General features: G+C 62.5%; 16 protein-coding genes and 1 tRNA gene. 8 read left to right on the forward strand and 9 right to left on the reverse strand.

The genetic code is table 11. From position 1 onward, the window contains the following. The first annotated feature begins 199 nt into the window (after positions 1-199). Together A2J01_RS03820 and A2J01_RS03825 are read left to right on the forward strand one after the other, a co-directional pair. Positions 200-886: an HAD family hydrolase gene (locus A2J01_RS03820; RefSeq protein WP_064112010.1), complete on the forward strand. Its 687-nt coding sequence runs from the start codon at positions 200-202 to the stop codon at positions 884-886. Between the two features lie 6 nt (positions 887-892). Continuing rightward, complete coding sequence (locus A2J01_RS03825) at positions 893-1,882, forward strand: LLM class F420-dependent oxidoreductase (protein WP_007732341.1); 990 nt, start codon at positions 893-895, stop codon at positions 1,880-1,882. Here A2J01_RS03825 and A2J01_RS03830 read toward each other — a convergent pair. Both A2J01_RS03830 and A2J01_RS03835 read right to left on the reverse strand, forming a co-directional pair. Further along, positions 1,779-3,158 (reverse strand): sensor histidine kinase, encoded by a 1,380-nt coding sequence (locus tag A2J01_RS03830; RefSeq protein WP_064112013.1) that lies wholly within the window; start codon positions 3,156-3,158, stop codon positions 1,779-1,781. The genes A2J01_RS03825 and A2J01_RS03830 overlap by 104 nt on opposite strands. Then, positions 3,155-3,859, reverse strand: a complete 705-nt coding sequence (locus tag A2J01_RS03835) for a response regulator transcription factor (protein ID WP_003943475.1) — start codon at positions 3,857-3,859, stop codon at positions 3,155-3,157. Before A2J01_RS03835 ends, A2J01_RS03830 begins: the two co-directional genes overlap by 4 nt. A 167-nt stretch (positions 3,860-4,026) precedes the next feature. Between A2J01_RS03835 and A2J01_RS03840 the strand changes: the two genes are divergently transcribed. From A2J01_RS03840 to A2J01_RS03850, 3 genes are all read left to right on the forward strand, one after another. Further along, positions 4,027-4,491 carry a hypothetical protein gene (locus tag A2J01_RS03840; RefSeq protein WP_064112015.1) on the forward strand — a complete coding sequence of 155 codons (465 nt, stop codon included), beginning with the start codon at positions 4,027-4,029 and terminating at the stop codon, positions 4,489-4,491. A gap of 220 nt (positions 4,492-4,711) precedes the next feature. Next, entirely contained in the window at positions 4,712-5,515 is an 804-nt protein-coding gene (locus tag A2J01_RS03845) for a metal-dependent hydrolase (RefSeq protein WP_007732353.1), read from the forward strand. Positions 5,516-5,633: 118 nt separating this feature from the next. Next, positions 5,634-7,379 (forward strand): cholesterol oxidase substrate-binding domain-containing protein, encoded by a 1,746-nt coding sequence (locus tag A2J01_RS03850; protein ID WP_064112024.1) that lies wholly within the window; start codon positions 5,634-5,636, stop codon positions 7,377-7,379. A 5-nt stretch (positions 7,380-7,384) separates the two neighbouring features. Here the strand turns inward: A2J01_RS03850 and A2J01_RS03855 are convergent, their stop codons facing one another. Both A2J01_RS03855 and A2J01_RS03860 read right to left on the reverse strand, forming a co-directional pair. Next, complete coding sequence (locus A2J01_RS03855; protein WP_042446741.1) at positions 7,385-8,053, reverse strand: DUF6891 domain-containing protein; 669 nt, start codon at positions 8,051-8,053, stop codon at positions 7,385-7,387. Between the two features lie 119 nt (positions 8,054-8,172). After that, complete coding sequence (locus A2J01_RS03860) at positions 8,173-9,789, reverse strand: DHA2 family efflux MFS transporter permease subunit (protein ID WP_054187032.1); 1,617 nt, start codon at positions 9,787-9,789, stop codon at positions 8,173-8,175. A 120-nt stretch (positions 9,790-9,909) separates the two neighbouring features. On the opposite strand from A2J01_RS03860, the gene A2J01_RS03865 reads away from it, so the two are divergent. Next, positions 9,910-10,386, forward strand: coding sequence for a MarR family winged helix-turn-helix transcriptional regulator (locus tag A2J01_RS03865; protein WP_003943458.1), 477 nt, complete (start codon positions 9,910-9,912; stop codon positions 10,384-10,386). 57 nt (positions 10,387-10,443) lie between these two features. On the opposite strand, the gene A2J01_RS03870 is transcribed toward A2J01_RS03865, so the two are convergent. Further along, on the reverse strand, positions 10,444-11,475 hold the full coding sequence (locus tag A2J01_RS03870; protein ID WP_064112017.1) for an ABC transporter substrate-binding protein: 1,032 nt from the start codon (positions 11,473-11,475) through the stop codon (positions 10,444-10,446). A 189-nt stretch (positions 11,476-11,664) separates the two neighbouring features. Between A2J01_RS03870 and A2J01_RS03875 the strand changes: the two genes are divergently transcribed. Continuing rightward, positions 11,665-13,221: an acyl-CoA synthetase gene (locus A2J01_RS03875; protein ID WP_007732369.1), complete on the forward strand. Its 1,557-nt coding sequence runs from the start codon at positions 11,665-11,667 to the stop codon at positions 13,219-13,221. Between the two features lies 1 nt (position 13,222). On the opposite strand, the gene A2J01_RS03880 is transcribed toward A2J01_RS03875, so the two are convergent. From A2J01_RS03880 to A2J01_RS03895, 4 genes are all read right to left on the reverse strand, one after another. After that, positions 13,223-13,576, reverse strand: a complete 354-nt coding sequence (locus tag A2J01_RS03880; protein ID WP_007732370.1) for a VOC family protein — start codon at positions 13,574-13,576, stop codon at positions 13,223-13,225. A gap of 76 nt (positions 13,577-13,652) precedes the next feature. Continuing rightward, on the reverse strand, positions 13,653-13,976 hold the full coding sequence (locus tag A2J01_RS03885; protein WP_003943496.1) for a hypothetical protein: 324 nt from the start codon (positions 13,974-13,976) through the stop codon (positions 13,653-13,655). A 74-nt stretch (positions 13,977-14,050) separates the two neighbouring features. Further along, a tRNA-Pro gene (locus A2J01_RS03890) sits at positions 14,051-14,124 on the reverse strand. Between the two features lie 54 nt (positions 14,125-14,178). Continuing rightward, positions 14,179-15,147, reverse strand: coding sequence for a metallophosphoesterase (locus tag A2J01_RS03895; protein WP_003943461.1), 969 nt, complete (start codon positions 15,145-15,147; stop codon positions 14,179-14,181). A gap of 132 nt (positions 15,148-15,279) precedes the next feature. On the opposite strand from A2J01_RS03895, the gene A2J01_RS03900 reads away from it, so the two are divergent. Next, on the forward strand, positions 15,280-15,498 hold a 219-nt coding region (locus tag A2J01_RS03900), incomplete at its 3' end, for a GatB/YqeY domain-containing protein (protein ID WP_197494147.1).

The raw sequence follows: 15,498 nt of genomic DNA on the forward strand, positions 1-15,498 counted from the left end.
GGTCCGTTTCCGTCTACCCAACTACAGAAGCGCAAACCAATAGACGAAGCATGCGAGAAGGAATACAACGACTGACTCCATGACGACACCCCTGTTCGACGTGCACTTCTGCTGTTCGCACTCTCCATGATCCGCTTCTCGAGCTGAGAATGCTCGGGGCACAAGTTTCGCGAACCGAGGTGTTGGGCAGTCAATTCCCATGGCAATAGGTGCGGTTCTCTTCGACATCGACGGAACGCTCGTCGATTCCAACTATCTGCACGTAGAAGCGTGGTCGCGAGCTTTCTTCGAGGTAGGTCGCCCGGTCGACGCGTGGCGGGTACACCGCAGCATCGGCATGGACGGAGACCAACTACTGGAGTCCTTGCTCGGCGAAGACATCGACGGGTGCGGACCGCGAGCCAAAGAACTTCGCACCACGTACTACCGGCAGTCGGCCGACCGTCTCCGAGTACTGCCGGGAGCGCGCGAGTTGATCCGCCGAGTTCACTCGCTCGGACTGCACGTGGTGCTCGCTACCTCGGCGCCGGACGACGAACTGAAGTTGCTACGCCGGACGCTCGACATCGACGAAATGATCTACGCCGCCACCTCTTCGGAATCCGTCGACGAGGCCAAACCTGATCCGGACCTGATCGAGGTCGCGCTCGCGAAGGCAGGTGTCGACGCGGGCAATGCGGTCATGGTCGGGGATGCCGTCTGGGACATGAAGGCGGCGACATGGGCGGGCGTTGTGGCTGTGGGAGTGCGCAGCGGCGGCATGTCGACCGACGAACTCGAAGGTGCGGGTGCGGCTGCCGTGTACGACGACGCCCGCGACCTCCTCGACCACCTCGACGGCAGTGTGATTTCCGAACTCGTTTCAGGCCTAGATACCGGGAGTTGATCAGTGATGGCACGATTCGGCTACACCTTGATGACGGAGCAGGCAGGTCCGAAAGAACTGGTTCGCCATGCAGTTCGGGCCGAAGAAGTCGGCTTCGACTTCGAAGTGATGAGTGATCACTACTCGCCGTGGCTGACCGAGCAGGGGCATGCACCCTACGCCTGGTCGGTGCTGGGGGCAGTCGCCCACGCCACCGAGCGAGTCGGTTTGATGACGTACGTGACTTGTCCGACCGTGAGGTACCACCCCGCCGTCGTCGCTCAGAAAGCTGCGACGATCCAGATCCTCGCGGACGGACGCTTCACCCTGGGATTGGGAAGTGGCGAGAGCCTGAACGAGCATGTGGTCGGCGAGGGTTGGCCGTCCATCGACACCCGCCAGGACATGCTGCAGGAGGCGGTGAGCATCATTCGCGCACTGCTCGCCGGAGATCTGGTGAGCTGGAAGGGGGAGTACTTCGACGTCCAGTCCGCCAGGATCTGGGATCTCCCCGAGAACCCGGTTCCGCTGGCGCTGGCCATGTCCGGAGACAAGTCCGTCGAGCGTTTCGGTCCGATGGCCGACGATCTGATTGCCGTGCAACCGGATTCGGAGCTAGTGCACTTGTGGAAGCACGTGCACGGCCGAGCATACGGATTGGCTCCCGCAGGCCGGACCATCGGTCAGATTCCGATCTCGTGGGACCCTGATCGCGACACGGCAATTGCACGAGCTCATCAGCAGTTCCGGTGGTTCGGCGGAGGGTGGTCCGTGAACTCCGAACTGCCGACGCCGGCGAGCTTCTCGGGTGCGACTCAGTTCGTGCGCAAAGAGGATGTAGCTGAAAGCATTCCGTGTGGTCCCGATCTCGATGTGATCGTCGAAGCGGTCAAGGCATACACGGACGCCGGATTCACCGATGTGGCACTGGTACAGATCGGTGGAGATACCCAAGACCGATTCTTCGACGAGGCGGCCAAGCCGCTGCTCGAGGCTCTGCACGTCGAATTGGGTTGATCGAGAAGATCAATCGAGTTCCGCCGAGTGGGCTCTTGTCGAGTCGCGCGCTACCGCCGTGCAGCCTCGCCTGCTGCGCGACGAGGGCCAGTCCCAAACCGCTTCCGGCGTCGCCCGCACCGGTACCACGAACGAATCTCTCGAACATAGCTTCGCGTTCCGAAGGCGCGATCACGGTGCCGTTGTCGTCGACGAAAACCGTCGCCGAACCCGTCGCAGCCCCTGATCGGACGGTGATCTCGACTTCGTCGGCATTGCCGTGCCGAACGGAATTGGTGACGGCGTTGGTCAGCACCAGACGGATACCCGCGGGAAAGGCCTGAACCGAAAGTTCTTCCGGTGCTTTCAAACGAACGTCGACCTGCGGGTGCAGACGGCCGGCGTCAGCGACGGCGCGATCGGCAACCTCGACGAGATCGACGTCGGCACAATCCTCGGGATCGGCCACGTCACCCAGGGCTAGAGTCTCGAGGTCGGTCAGGGTGCGCTCGATCTGGCGCTGCGCTTCCAACAATTCGCCGGACAGTTCGCGCCGTTGGCTTCCCGTGAGATCGAGTGTTGCGAGAACTTCGAGATCGGTACGCATCGACGTGAGAGGTGTGCGCAGTTCGTGGGCGGAGACGCGAGCGAAATCGCGTGCCGACTCCAACGCCTCCTCGGTGCGGCTTCGATCGCTTTCGATGCGACTGAGCATGCTGTGGATTGCCTCCGACAGTTCTTCGGCTTCTCGCGTTCCACGTACCGACGGTGCCCGGCGCGAGAGTCCGTCGACGTCGAGGTTGTTGCCGATCGAACTGGTGGTCTCGGTCAATTGCTGTAGTGGCCGGACGGCTCGGCCGGTGAGGAACCAACCGAGCCCGGCCGCGGCAAGGATGGCGACCACTGCTGCAGCGGCCACTTGGAACTGCTGCTCACGGATTGCCTGGGTCAGTGGGTCTTCGGGGATGCTGACGGCCAGTGCGGCGCCGCTGTCGCCGGGCACCAGAACATCACGACTGCGAACATCGGTGGTAGCCAAGGCGCTGACGGTCGCGGCGTTGAATCCGGGGCTGACCACGGATGGTTCTGTTGTTGCAGTTGGTGTTTCGATGAATAGCGGGCTCGGCGCACTCGCCGCGACGCCCAGGGTGACGGAATCGAGAGTGCGTTCGAGTTGTTCGGATCCGTTGACACGCAGAAAGACCGCGAACGCAATTCCGATCGCGGCAATCACGATTCCGGCGGCCAGGCCCGAGGCGATGGCTACGCGAGTCTGAAGTGACAGCGGCCGCTTCATCGTTCGGCCCTCAGGACGAAGCCCACCCCACGCACTGTGTGGATCACGCGGGGCGCTCCGTCGACTTCGAGTTTCTTGCGTAGGTAGGTGACAAAGACGTCGACGACATTGGTGTCGGCGGCGAAGTCGTAACCCCAGACGAGTCGCAGGAGTTGTGCGCGACTGAGTACGACACCGGCGTGCTCGGCGAGTACCGACAACAGGTCGAATTCTCTTTTGGTGAGTTCGATTCGCCTACCGTCGATGTGCGCTCGATGGCCGCGGAGATCGACCGTCAGCGGTCCCACCGTGATCGGATGGTCGACCGACGGGGTGGCTCGCGTCGTGCGTCGAAGCAATGCGCGGAGTCTGGCGACGAGCTCGGCCAACTCGAAGGGCTTGGTGAGGTAGTCGTCGGCGCCCGCCTCCAGCCCCGCGATGCGATCACCCACGGAACTTCGGGCGCTGAGCACGCAGATCGGAACCTCGTTGCCGATCGCGCGCAGGGCGGTCACCACCCCGACGCCGTCGAGACCGGGCATGTTGACGTCGAGAACGAGCGCGGCCGGGCATTGCTTGTTCACCGATGACAAGGCCGATCGTCCGTCGACGGCAGTTGCCGTGTCGAAGCCCGACAATCGGAGTCCACGTTCGAGCGAATTCAGAACCTTCGCGTCGTCGTCAACGATCAGGATGCGCTCGCGTGTACTCACCCCAGCCATGGTGCCATCGGATCAAGGCCTGGGGCCTCGCTCGGAGCGAGGGCCGTCGCATTCTCATCAACTCCTAAGAAACCGACAACAGATCTGCAGTGTTGGCTTCATAACCTCGGGTTTCTCGGATGCGACCGCGCCGAGAACTCGAGAACGTTCGATCAAGGAGAACTACGATGACGCGATTGAAAGTGAACGGCAAGCGGGCCCGCCGGACCGGTGTGGTGGTGGCGTCCGTGGCGGTCCTCGGTATGGCAGTGGCGCCGGGAATCGCCTGGGCTTCCAATCCGATTTCCGACGGGTCACCGGTGGCGGTGCGGTCGATCGCGACCGCTCCGTCCGAGTTGGGTGTGGCTCCCGAAGTAGCGTGTGGTGTCGCGGCGCCGATTTCCGACGAGGAGCTGCAGAAGCTCATCGACGAGGGGAAGGTCGTGCGCGCGGAGGAGGCCGGTACGGCCGCAGTCACTATCGAAGTGCCGAGCGAAGCTGCGACATTCGTTGCGCGTGAAGGGGTGCCGGCGTTGCCGACCGTCGAATGGGCTCAGACCACCGAAGGTGTTCCGGCAGAGGTGCTCGACATGGCCGGTGTCGCTCCGCTGGAGGAAGGCGTTGCCCTGTCATGCACGGTTGCCGCGGGCTGACGAGCGAAAAAAGCTCCGCATGAACCGCTTTGACCTGGAACGGTACGGCCGTACTCAACTGGGTCTGGAGGTTGGTCAAGCCTGTCGGTAGCACTTGCTACGTTCGGGGCGGTCTCGGCGAGCATGCCGGGGCCGTCGCCGACGGCGTCATGTGTGTGGTGTCTTGCAGAGGGTGCGGTACGGCCTGATGCGGGGCGCGTTTCGAAAGGTGTTGTGTTTCATGGTCATGGGCCCCACCCACGCGATGTCCGGTGCTGCTGTGGGGTTGGTGGTTGCGGAGTTGTTGCCTCTCGACTGGGGAGGGCCCACATCCACTGCGGAAACTTTGACCTTTGCCGGAGTGTGTGCCGGAGCCGCCTTGCTTCCCGACCTCGATACCGGTCAGTCGACGGTTTCGCGATCATTCGGTCCGCTCAGCAAGGCTCTGGCCAAAGGCATCGACGCAATTTCGGTGACCTTCTACCGCATCACCAAAGGCAAGAAGGACGGCAAGCGTCGTGGTGGGCATCGGACGCTCACGCACACCGCGCTGTTCGCCGCCGGGTTGGGTGCCGGGGTCTCGGCGCTGGTTGTTCAGTTCGGGAAGCCAGCCATCATCATCACCCTGTTCTTCTGCCTCGGGTTGGCCATCCGTGGATTGGCGGGTGAATTGGCCAAGGAGAAGGGTTGGCTCGCGGTCTCCGCCGTTGCGTTGGTGCTCTCTGCCCTCACCTGGCAGTGGTATCCGAGTGAGGCTGGATCCACGGGGCTAGGTGTTGCGGTGGCCTTGGGCTGCGCCACGCACTGTCTCGGCGATGCGATCACCAAGGAAGGGGTGCCGTTTCTCGCGCCCCTGATTCCGCTCGGCGGCAAACGATGGTGGGAACAACGGCTGCCGTCATTCCTGTCCATCCGTGCAGGTGGGAACCTCGAGAAGATCCTGATCGGGCCGGCGTTGACGGTTCTGACTGCCTGGTTGATCATCAGTGCGTTCGACGGTGCCCCGGAAGCGATCTACGCGGTCTTCGCTCCGATGGTGCAGTGAGCTTCGGAAAACTTTTATTACGGAACCACTGGCATCGTAATCATATTTGTTCTACGTTCGTCCCTGACATGAACCGAGTCGGCTGACGGAGTGAGCAGTGGTGCATCAAGCAGAGCGCATGGCAGAGCACAGCTCGAGCGAAGACGGTGTGAGCCGGCGCGGATTTCTCGCAGCGAGTGCCGGCGCAGCTGCTCTCGCGGGCATTTCCTGGGCGCCGGCTGGAGCAGTTCCCTGGGGTTCGGCATCGACCATCGCGCCACCGCCCGGATTTCCGTCGGACATTCCGTTGTCACAGCAGGCGTACGCGAACTGGTCGCGAGAAATCATGCTCGACAGCGTGTGGACGGCCACGGCACGTCACAGCGACGACGTGGTCACCCTCGCCAACTGGGCGTTCGACAACGGGTACACAGTGCGTGCGAAGGGAACGATGCACGGGTGGAGCCCGTTGACGGTGGTGCCCGGCGCGCCTTCGGATCGAGTTCTGCTGGTCGATACGATGGCCAACTTGAATTCGGTTGTGGTGCAGCACGGCACGCCCGCAACGGTCACGGCGGGCGCCGGCGCCAGTATCGAAGCGATTCTGACAGCGCTCGAGCGAGAAGGGCTCGGCTGGGCCAACTCTCCGGCGATCGGTGAGCTGTCCATCGCCGGCGCGCTGGCGATCGGTGCTCACGGGGCAACCTATCCGGCGGTGGGGGAGACGATCACCCCTGGTCAATCGTATGGTTCGCTGAGCAACCTGATCACAGAGATCACGGTGGTGGCGTGGGACGAAGGCATCAATCGGTACGCACTGAAGACATTTCACCGATCGGACGTCGAGAGCACCGCCTTCCTGACCCATCTGGGTCGAACCTTCGTCACCTCCGTGACGCTGCAAGCCGGGGAGAATTATCGGCTGCGGTGCCAGAGTTTCACCGACATTCCGTGGCAAGAACTCTTTGCTGCTCCCGGTTCGCCAGGGCGTACCTACGAGAGTTTCGTCGAGAAATCCGGACGGGTGGAAGCAATCTGGTTCCCGTTCACGCAAACACCGTGGCTCAAGGTCTGGACACCGACCCCGGTCAAACCGCCGGAGTCCCGAGAGGTGAGCGGGCCGTACAACTACTTCTTCTCCGACGCGATTCCCGAAGAGGTCACTACCCCGTTGGGGATGGTGGCACAGGGTCTCCAAGGTGCGACACCGCTGTTCGGCGCCTCTCAGTTCGGCGCTGTAGCAGCAGGATTGGTGCTGACCGACACCGACGATCTCTGGGGCTGGTCGAAAGACGTTCTGTTCTACCTCCGGCACACGACCTTGCGCGTCGTAGCCGGGGGCGGAGCCGTGATCACCAAGCGGTCCAACATCGGCCGAGTCGTCCACGAGATGACGAGTTGGCTGAACGAACGAATGACGCACTACGCGTCGCTGGGGCAGTATCCCGTCAACATGCCGTTCGAAGTGCGTCTCTGCGGTGTCGACGATGACGGCGAGGTGTTGGTCGACAGCGCCGGAGCGCCGGACCTGTCAGCGGTGCGGCCGCGGGCGGATCGTCAGGACTGGGACACAGCGATCTGGATGAACGTAGTCTCGATTCCCGGCACCGCGGGATTGCCTGCCTTCCTTCGCGAAATGGAACGGTGGATGGTCGCGAACTACTCCGGCGATTACGCGACCTTCCGTCCGGAGTGGTCCAAGGGGTGGGCATTCACCGATCAGGCGGCGTACCAGGACGACGAATTCCTCACCAGCACAGTGCCTGCCACCTTCCGTGCCGGTGGCGACGGGAATTGGGACTTCGCTCTCGCCACTCTCGACGAACACGACCCACACCGCGTCTTCAGCAATACGTTCCTCGACCGCGTATTGCCACCCAGCTGAATCTCCTACTGCGGAAGCGGTTTGCGCCAACATACGTCGGTGACACGGATACGCTGATTGTTGTCACCGTTCCAATCGACGCTCAGCCCCTGAGTTCGGAGTGCGTCGGCTACCTGGCGCCCGACGGTCTGATCGGTGTGCGCGATCATGTGTGCCTTGGCGGTTTCGTCGCCGCCGAAGGCAGCGGCGACCAGCGCGGGATCGAGATCGTGGGCCGGACGAAACGCACTGTAGGACAAGTAGAGATCGGACGGCTCGTCGCCGAGACGCTCCGCATCTTGCATGTGGAAGAACGTGTACGCCCACTGAGCAAAGGGATACCCGTTCTCGTCGGGTTCGGACGGCGTGCGTTCGTCGTCGATTTCAGTAGTGCCGCACTGCATGCAGCAGGTGAAGTTCATCCGGGCTACGATGCCGTTGCGCTCGAGATCAGCGAAGGCTGCGGAGAGGCGCTCGAAGTCGCCGGGAGCCGTCCACTGGGTCTGCTCCCCGAGTCTGTGGTCCCAGACCTCACGCACTACTGCGTCGATCTGTCTGCCGAGTTCGTCGTTCTCGAAGCCGCCCTCGACACAGTCTCGGGCGGCTTCGCAGATTTCGTCGAACGTCGCGAAACCTGGGAGTACCAGTTCGCGTGCTTGCTCACCTACGGCGACGATGTCGGCCTCACTGAGCACCGGTGCTGACCGTGACTGTGCTGACCGTGACTGTGCTGACCGTGACTGTGCTGACCGTGACTGTGATGACCGTGACCAGGGCAATCGCATACCGGCACCGTACTGCACCGATCCGACCGTCAGGCGACGTCGGCTGCTGCTTTCGTTTCCTCCTCGTTTGACGGGGCAGGCTTGTTCGGGATGAGCGCCGTGGCGATCAGGCCCACCACGACAAATCCGGCCGCAAGGTATCCGCCGAGTGTGATGCCGTGAGTCATCGCAGATTGGGCAGCGTCGGCGACGAAGGCAGTGTTCGGTGAACCGGCCAGCGAGTCGATGGCGGCGCCTGCGCTGTCGGTGACTGCCCGCGTCAACTGATCAGCCTGAGCTTGGTCGACACCGGATCCGGTGAGGTCGTTGTTCAGCGTCGAATTGAGAGTGCTGAAGAAGACCGTGGTGAGGACGGCGATGCCCAGTGCGGATCCGAGTTGGCGGAACGCGCTCTGAATGCCGGAGCCCTGACCGGCGCTCTGCTCGGGAATCTCCTCGAGCACGACGTTGGTCACCTGGGCAGTCGCAAAACCGACGCCGATTCCGTAGAAGAACAGCACTGCGGCGATAGTCCACCAGGGGCTGTCTGTCGCAGCGATGAATCCGAGACCGGCGAGACCGAGCGCTTCGAGAGCCAAACCGATACGGACCAAGCCCAACGGCGAGACCTTCGATGCCAGCCCGAAGCTCGCACCACTGGCGACAAAGCTGCCGATGGCAATGGGAACCAGTGCGAGCCCTGCCTGGAGTGCGCTGTATCCGAGCGTGAACTGGAGCCAGAGAGGAAGCACCGCAACGATTCCGAACTCGCCGAGCCCGATGATCAGCGTCGCGATGTTGCCGTTGCGGAACGACGAGATGGAGAACAACCGTACGTCCATCAGCGCCCGCGACGGATCGGCGCTGCGGGTGAGCATGGTTTGACGGTAGGCGAACGCACCGAGCGACAGAACGGCGAGAACCAGCGCCACCAGAACCGGCGACGGGCCGCTGGACCATGACAGACCGAATAGATCGAAGGGTTCCTTCGTCGTCAGCCACCCGTACGTTCGTCCCTCGACGAGTCCGAAGGCCAGCAGGCCCAGGCCGGCGATGGACAGTGCCGCTCCGGTGGCGTCGACGCGCCCTGCGGTGCGGGGTGAGGGCGCGATGAACAGCACTGCGCCGATCAGAATGAGCGCAGCAAGCGGAATGTTGATCCCGAATGCCCAACGCCATGAGGCATGTTCGGCAAGCCAGCCGCCGAGCAATGGGCCGAGGGCGGATGCAGCGCCGATGGTGGAGCCCCAGACCGCGAAGGCCTGGCCGCGCGCCTTTCCGGTGAACATCGCGTTCAGAAGCGACAGTGACGTGGGCAGGATCATGGCCGCGCCGGCGCCCTGCAGGAAGCGCGCCAGGATGAGCAGACCGCCGTTCGGCGCCAGTCCGGCCAGCAGGCTCGTTGCGCCGAACACGACGACACCGGCGATGAAGATACGACGGGCGCCGACCAGGTCGGCAACTCTGCCGACCAGAAGCAGGAGTGCCGCGAACACGATTGCGTAGGACTCTTGGATCCATTGAGCCTGAACGGAATTGATCCCGAGATCTTCGATGATCGAGGGAACTATGACGTTGACGATCGTGGTGTCGACGACGATCAGTGCCACGCCGAGTGCAATGGCGATCAGGCCCAACCACTTGCGGGTGGTGGGTGAGATGTTCACGAATAAACCTCCATTGTGAAGTAACTTTATTATGAAGGTATATTTGAGACGGTAAGTTGTCAACGTGCGCGCTGGGTTCGACCGGCCGCCGTCTGGCACAGGAAAGGTGGGATCACCGAGGTGGAGGCACCGCGCGACATCTCCGTGGAGCGGGAGCGGCTGATGGACGAATTCCGCGCGTACGGTGGCACGTTCACCGAATTCAGCCATCGATTCGCGTCGTGGCTCGGCCTGCATTCCACCGACGCGACTGCCTTGATGGAAATCACCGCTGCCGAGGAGAAGGGGACGCCGCTCTCACCCGCCCGCCTCGGAGAGCGGATCTCGCTGACGTCGGGTGCAACCACCGCGTTGCTCAACCGCCTGGAGAAGGCGGGACATATCGTCCGGACCCGAGAGAATGCCGACCGGCGAGTGGTCACGCTGCACAGCAGTGCGCATGTGCAGGACCTGGCGGACGAGTTCTTCGGGCCCCTTGCCGTGCGACTCGACGCCATGATGGCGAAGTACCCGCCCGAACTGCTCAGTCGATTCGAGGAATTTCTCGTCGACCTTCACTCGACGATGAACGAACACCTCGAGCAGGACAACCGCTGAACAAAAAACGCCGCTCGACTCCGGAGAGTCGGGCGGCGTTCTTTGTGCCGGTGACGGCTACTTGCCGAGCTTGGCCTGCAGGTCGTCGAGAACCAGTCCGGCACCTGTCGGGCCGAGGCCCAGGAACCAGGTCTCGTCGCTCACCTCGGTGGCGCGTCCTTCCTTGACTGCGTCCATGCTGGCCCACAGCGGTCCGGCAACAACCGTGGTCTGGCCCGTGTCGGCGGGATTTCCGTAGCTGGAGTAGAAGATTCGGTCACCCTCCGCCTCGGTGATCGTTTCGGGGCTGACCTCGACGGCCAGTTCGTCGATGTCCTGGATCGCCGGGCGGGGCAGACCGACGTCCTTCAAGATGACGCCGATGAACGACAAATTGCCGTACAGGCGCAGCTTCCCGGACATGAAACGAACCAGTGAAACGGTCGGGGAGCCGTCGATCGACTCACGTACCTTGTCGGCGTGCTCTTGGTAGTCGTTGAGAACCTGCTCAGCCTTGGTCTCCTCGCCGAGTGCGTCACCGGCAAGGAGGAAGTTCTCCTTCCACGGAAAGCCGGGGCGGATGCTGAAGACCGTCGGAGCGATTGCCGCGAGTTGCGGGTAAAGCTTGTCCTGGCGCAGCTTGCTGCCGAGGATCAGATCGGGCTGCAGTGCGGTGATCGCCTCGAGGTTGAGGTTGTTGGTCGTGCCGACATCGGGGACACCGACCAACTTGTCCGCCAGGTACGACGGCTGACCGGCGGCGCTTTCCGGGCTGGCGATGCCGACCGGGGTGATCCCGAGCGAGAGAACCTCGTCGAGTTCACCGCTGTCGAGGACGACGACGCGGGTCGGCTTGGCCTCGAGGGTGGTCTCGCCCAGGGCATGGGTGATGGTGCGAGGGAACTCGCCTGGCGCGGCATCGCTGCCGAGCTTCGCGGTTTCCGTGTCGGCGGTGCTGAACAGCTTGCCGCCGGTCGCGACATCGGTGTTGCCGTTTGCATTGCCGCCGGCGTCGGAAGCGCCGCAGGCCGTAGCGGCAAAAACAGTCGCCAGAGCAACCATGGCGACCCGGACCGACGTGCGGCTCCGGAGAGTGGTGCGTGAGTGCATTAGGCTACCCTACCTTTCGGCTATCGGGCTTGGTCAGGGAGGTATCCGCACCGTTGATGCCAGGTGAGCGGCGCGTCAGGTCTCGCTCAGCGGGACCGCTACGCAATTCGGACTACAGGGTGCGACCAACGTGTTAGCTTCGCGAAAGACCTGTACTGGTAAGCGAAGACGCGTGTAGTGAGGATTTCGATGACCCTGAACATTGCCGATCTGTTCGAGGCCGTTGCCGATGCGATCCCCGATCGAGTTCCCTTGATTCTGGAAGACGTGCGATTGAGCTACGCCGAACTCGAACTGCGATCGAACCGACTCGCTCATCATCTGCAGTCGGTGGGCGTCGAGCCTGGGCAGCACGTCGGTATTCACATGCGTAACTGCGTCGAGTACGTCGAAGCGCTCCTGGCTTGCTTGAAGATCAGAGCGGTACCGATCAACGTCAACTTCCGCTATACCGATGCAGAACTCCTGTACATCTACACCAACTCTCAAATGGTGGCACTGCTGGTCGAAGAGGAATTCGCGCCGACGGCATTGGCCGTGGTTCCGCAGTGTCCGGAGATCACCCACGTGTTGATCGTCGGCGAAGACTACGAGAACGCCCTTGCCGCGCAGACTGATACCCGCGACTTCGGCCCTCGCAGCAACGACGACCATTTCATCATCTACACCGGCGGCACAACCGGAATGCCCAAGGGTGTGGTGTGGCGGCACGAGGACTTCTTCTTTGCCGCCCTGTCCGGAGCGAACCTCAGCGGGCCGCCGCGTCGTAGCCTCGAAGAGGTTGTGGATGCAGCTGTAGCGAACACCAATCCAACTGTGCTGCTACTCATCCCGCCGCTCATGCATGGAGCCGCAATCTATTCACTGCTCACGGCATTCCTCATGGGAGCGCCCCGAGTGCTGACCCGCAGCTTCGATCCGATGGAAGTGTTGCGACTGGTCGAGGCCGAGAAGATCACCGGAATCACCGTCGTCGGCGACGCGATTGCTCGGCCGATCGCCGACGCCATCACCGCAAGCGAAGGGCGCTACGACCTTTCGACTCTCCAACTGATCGGGTCGGGTGGCGCATTGTTCTCTCCGAACCTGAAGGCAGAACTGACAACCCGACTACCGGGGTTGGTGATCAAGGATGCATTCGGTGCTTCGGAATCCGGCAACGACGGCGTCGTCGAATTCGGTGAGGACGGTTCCAAGCGAATTCGATCCAACCCCAACATGATTCTTGTGGACGACGAATTCCGTCGCATCGAACCAGGCTCGGACACAGTCGGTTTCATCGCCCGGGCCGGCCATGTTCCTGTTGCCTACTTCGGCGACCCGGCCAAGACTGCTGCAACTTTTCCCGTCGTCGACGGGGTTCGTCTGGCGGTACTCGGGGACATGGGCACGATGGAAGCCGACGGAACCATCGTGCTGCTCGGGCGCGGTTCGATGTGCATCAACTCCGGCGGCGAGAAGGTCTACCCCGAAGAAGTCGAGCAGGCACTCAAAACTCACCCGGCAGTTTTCGACGCTTTGGTGGCGGGTGCGCCCGACACTCGATTCGGTGAGAAGGTCGCCGCGGTGGTGCAGGTTCGACCGGGATTCGAAGATGTTGCGACGGAATCATTGTCGGAGCATTGCCGCACCCACGTCGCCGGGTACAAGATCCCCCGCTCGATCGTGCTCGTACCAACCATCCTCCGCTCGCCCAGCGGTAAGGCCGACTACCGTTGGGCTCGCGAAACCGTAGCGGGAGCGTAAATCACCTTCCGGCACTTCGGACGACGCACCACTCGTTTCCCTCGGGATCCAGCAGCACCTGAAAGGTGCCGGCCGGGTCCTGCTGGACAGTACCGACCCGAGTTGCGCCGAGGCGCTCGGCAGCTTCGGTCGCAGCGACGACGTCATCCACACTGACGTCGATGTGTAGACGATTCTTCGTCAGCTTGGATTCCGGTACACGCTGGAAGGCGAGGCGAGTCCATCCTGGAGGGTCGACAAACGCCCACTCCGCGCTCCGCTCCACCGGCTGCCCACCGAGGATTCCGGCCCAGAAGATCGCCAACTGGGCTGGTGCGGAGCAATCCACAACTACTTCATCGACCTGCCCGATCACCGCTTCACAGCTCCGCTGAATTCGGCTGTCACAGCTGCACTCAATTCGGCTGTCACAGCTGCACTCAATTCGGCTGTCACAGCCAGGGCTCGATCGGCTTCTTCACCCACATGATCTTCTCGTCCGGATGCTCACGCCGAGCTTCGGGACGGTCAGGGTTAGCGGCTGCCCACACAGCTTTCTCGTCGAGCAGTCCGGCCGCGATCGTCCAGGTCTCCCGCGTGCTGGGCGGATTGGCGCCCGCCGCCCGCGCAAGCTTGCGCAGCCGATCGTCGGGCATGTCGAGCAACTCTGCACTACTGATATCGCGATCCCAGGCGAACTTGGCAAGACCGACAGCTTTCTCACGTCGGCTACGGCTCGCCATGTCGTTGTGCGCGAAGTCTGGTTCGGATGCCACGGCTTCACCTTATCGTCAACGAAATCGAGGCCCTCCCGCGTAAGCGGAAGGGCCTCGATTTCTGTTCTTCACTGTCGGGGTGGCGGGATTTGAACCCACGACCTCTTCGTCCCGAACGAAGCGCGCTACCAAGCTGCGCCACACCCCGTGTCGAACCTCGGTTAGCTTACATTACCGAGTCGACTGACATTAAATCCGCAGGTCAGTTGCGTAGAACCGACGCTGGAGACTCTGCGGAACTGTGTGCGGAGACATGCTCCGGTTCGCGCCTGGTCGCCGGAACCAAAGTCAGCAGAGTTGCCTCGGGGCGGCAGCAGAAGCGTGCCGGAGCCCACGGCGAAGTGCCGATGCCCGCTGAGACGTGCAGCTGGGTGTGCGCGCCCCACTTCGACGGTCCCTTGACCCGGGATCGGTCTATCTGGCAGTTGGTGACCAGCGCGCCGTAGAACGGAAGGCACAGCTGACCACCGTGCGTGTGGCCGGCGAGCACCAGGTCGTAGCCGTCGTCGGCGAACCGGTCGAGAACTCGAGGTTCGGGTGAGTGCGTCAGGCCGAGCTTGAGCTGGGCGACGGGATTGGGTGTTCCGGCGACGGTGTCGTAGCGATCGCGCTTCAGGTGCGGATCATCGACGCCGGCGGCAGCAATGCGAATACCGGCCACTTCGAGTTCGCGGCGCACGTGGGTCATGTCCAGCCATCCACGTTCGGTGAACGCGGCCCGCAGATCGCCCCAGGGGAGGGGATCCCCGGTGATGCGCTTGTCCTTGTTGAAGATGTAGCTCAGTGGATTCTTCGGTTTCGGAGCGAAGTAGTCGTTGCTGCCGAAGACGAACAGACCTGGCCGAGCCAACAGATCGCCGAGCGCCTGGACCACTGCCGGGACGCTGCGCTGATGCGACAAGTTGTCGCCGGTGTTGACCACGAGGTCGGGGTCGAGGCCTTCGAGCTCACGCAACCAATTCTGTTTCAACCGTTGGTTCGGCATCATGTGCAGGTCGCTGAGATGGAGGACCCGCAGCGACGACGAACCGGGCGCCAGGACTGGCATCGTCACCTCACGCAGTGCAAATGCATTGCGTTCGATGCCGGATGCGTACCCGATCCCTAGTGCAGCGGCGCCCGCGGCACCAAGTGCGGTGCGGGTCAGATTGGTGCGGAACTGGGAAGACACCTCTCAAGGATACGGGTGTGGCGTTCTTCTGCGTCGCTCTCGCCGCCTTTTACAGCTATTCCACAGAGAATTGTGTCCGGGCGGAGGTAACTATCGGCACGCTCGAAACGCCGAGCGCGTAGCGTTTCCACCATGTCCGACACGACACCATCGCTCAAAGCCACCCTCCGAACCGACATGGTTGCATCCATGAAGGCGAAGGATCCGCTACGTACAGCCACCCTTCGGATGCTCATGGCAGCCATCCAGACCGAAGAGGTTGCCGGTAAGGAAGCACGGGTCCTCACCGACGAAGAAATCATCAAAGTCCTTGCAAAGGAATCGAAGAAGCGCGGCGAATCGGCCGAGATC

Origin of the sequence: Rhodococcus sp. EPR-134, from assembly GCF_001647205.1 — a bacterium.
Lineage (GTDB): Bacteria > Actinomycetota > Actinomycetes > Mycobacteriales > Mycobacteriaceae > Rhodococcus_F > Rhodococcus_F qingshengii.